Here is a 2283-nt window from a genome sequence, read left to right as displayed (position 1 = left end):
ACTTGAAATAACAATTGTGTCTTCATATGAAATGAAGTCTTTTCTCTCTAGCAGCTTTAATCAAATTCAACTTGAGAAGATGCCTCCAGACCACTCCTAACGCCGCGTTAAGTGGTGAGCAACGCAGACCACTGCACCTAAAGTATTGTGCCGTAAACACTAAATTCAAAGCAAACTAAAAATGCCGAGCGTTGGGAATCCGTCTTAAACGCTTTGTTATGGCGCTGAACTTGAAGCTAGCTGCTGAATGTCAATTAGGTCTACTTCCCTACTCAATATTCGTTTGTACTCTACCAGTTGATAAGCTGGCATAACCTGTAATTCAATGCCTTGATAACTTTTAACAACTGACTTTGCAAAATCGATTTCTAGTTGATGCCATGAACCGTCCAATGACGATTGGATTTTGGTATTTTGAGATAAACCGATTTCAATTTTTTGATTTTGGTAAACCAACTGGAAATACTCTAAATCCCAACCGTATTCAGTATAACGAGTTAACGGTTTAGATATGAATTGAGATACGTGAGCCAAGAGCTTATTTGCATCAGAGTTGTGGATATAAAGGTCAATGTCAGCAATTTCACGGCTGCCACCATGAATAGTTGCAGCGAGTCCACCGACAATTTGGTACTCAATGCTCTCTGCATCCAAAAGTCCTTTTAGCCACTTCAAGGCTACTTTCACTTTCTCACTCATCTAGTTCCCTTAGCTGAATTTTGCCCTGCGCCATAACGCCGCGTTAAGTGGTGAGCAACGCAGACCACCCTACCTAAACCATTGTGACATAAACACTTAACCCAAAGTAAGCCGAAAATGCCAAGCGTTGGGAATCCGTCTTGAACGCTTTGTTAGGCATTGCCTTTCAGGTAATCGACGAACCTTTCTTTGAAACGATACATAGGGCAATTACCTGGAGTGATGTCTTCAATTAAATCCAAGTCCTCTAGATACAGCATCGCTGCACTCAAGTCCAAATGAACATCAGTATGATACTCGAAGCTTGGTTCTGAACGACTAACCAAAGTACCTTTAGATTTTACAAAGAACTTCCTTACGCCATGATTTTCTGGACTAGAAAAGTCATCTTTCATCTCTTGTATAAGATATGGAAACTTGGACTCAAGCTCTTTCCATAAATTCAATTCTGCTTTAATAGCTTCTTTATTGTGCCTAATATCAGTGTACTTATTGCCAAAATACGTACCCGCTGCACCAGTAAAAATGCCACCTAAAAAACCAATACCGACTGATACTAAATCCATTGAAGTCCTCAAAATGCCTAACGCCCAATTAAGGTGCGACAACGCTATAAAAACCAAGCTAAACCATTGCACCGTAAACACAAATTTCAAACCAGAGTGAAATCGCTAAGCGTTAGGAGTCACTCTTAAATTGTTTGTTATGCGTATTTTCCGATAATACTCAAGAGATCTTCTACAGTATGTGCGGTGTGATCAGGCTGAAATTCCCATTGCTCTGGCTCAGAACAACTGTAACCCGCAGCAACGGCAATTACCTTAGTTTTACCACCAAGAGCCATTTCTAAATTGCGGGCAAACTTAGTATCTGCTTCGTGGTCGCCGATATACATGAGAAGTTCGCTATCTCTGTGACCAAATATTGATTCAACACACTTAATACCACCAAAGGCATGGGGTTTTTGATTACCATTTGACACATCATCATAGCCGACAATTGCCTTAAATGGAGCATCTATACCATTACTTTTCAATACACTGCGAATATTGTTTTGTGAGTTCTGAGAGCAAATACCATGAGGTAGTAGAGAAAATTTATCTACCACAGTCTTGATACCCTCAAACAATGCTACCTCTGTTTTATTTTTCTCTTGATGCTCAGCCCACAAACTCCCAGCTATAATCATTTCGTCATGAGTTAAGCCGTAATAATCAACGTAAAGCTCTTGCCAATTTTTAGCGCCATGATTCGCTTCATGGTACGAATCCTCATCGTGTAAATACTTCGGTAAATGCTCACCCGTTAAGCGTGGCGCAACGATAGATAGAATAGTTTTTGTGATATCAATATTTTTAGGAACGGAATTTACAAGAGTTCCATCATAGTCCCACAGTATTGCATCTAGTTTCATTGTTACCTCTATATTCTGAATCATGTTTAAGCTTACAATTTACGCTAATTTTTCGCATACGCATAACGCCGCGTTAAGTGGTGAGCAACGCAGACCACTGTACTTAAAGTATTGTGCCGTAAACACTTAACCCGAAGCAAACCGAAAATGCCAAGCGTTGGGAATCCGTC

3 protein-coding genes are annotated in these 2283 nt (G+C 40.1%); all 3 read right to left on the bottom strand.

Annotation, left to right across the window (positions count from 1 at the left end):
• Positions 1–216: 216 nt before the first annotated feature.
• Positions 217–699: a MazG-related protein gene (locus F0249_RS19675; protein ID WP_136996049.1), complete on the bottom strand. Its 483-nt coding sequence runs from the start codon at positions 697–699 to the stop codon at positions 217–219.
• 152 nt (positions 700–851) lie between these two features.
• Positions 852–1265, bottom strand: a complete 414-nt coding sequence (locus tag F0249_RS19670) for a hypothetical protein (protein WP_171757604.1) — start codon at positions 1263–1265, stop codon at positions 852–854.
• Positions 1266–1402: 137 nt separating this feature from the next.
• Complete coding sequence (locus tag F0249_RS19665) at positions 1403–2113, bottom strand: HAD family hydrolase (RefSeq protein ID WP_171757603.1); 711 nt, start codon at positions 2111–2113, stop codon at positions 1403–1405.
• Positions 2114–2283 lie beyond the last annotated feature (170 nt).

The sequence above is a fragment of the Vibrio sp. 03-59-1 genome (assembly GCF_013114135.1).
GTDB lineage: Bacteria > Pseudomonadota > Gammaproteobacteria > Enterobacterales > Vibrionaceae > Vibrio > Vibrio cortegadensis.
Note: the sequence above shows the minus strand (reverse complement) of the source record. Positions and strands in the feature narration are given on the sequence as shown.

What these genes read in the sequence shown, in the direction of transcription:
- F0249_RS19675 (WP_136996049.1), bottom strand. Translation starts at nt 699, where the DNA reads ATGAGTGAGAAAGTGAAAGTAGCCTTGAAGTGGCTAAAAGGACTTTTG.
- F0249_RS19670 (WP_171757604.1), bottom strand. Translation starts at nt 1,265, where the DNA reads ATGGATTTAGTATCAGTCGGTATTGGTTTTTTAGGTGGCATTTTTACT.
- F0249_RS19665 (WP_171757603.1), bottom strand. Translation starts at nt 2,113, where the DNA reads ATGAAACTAGATGCAATACTGTGGGACTATGATGGAACTCTTGTAAAT.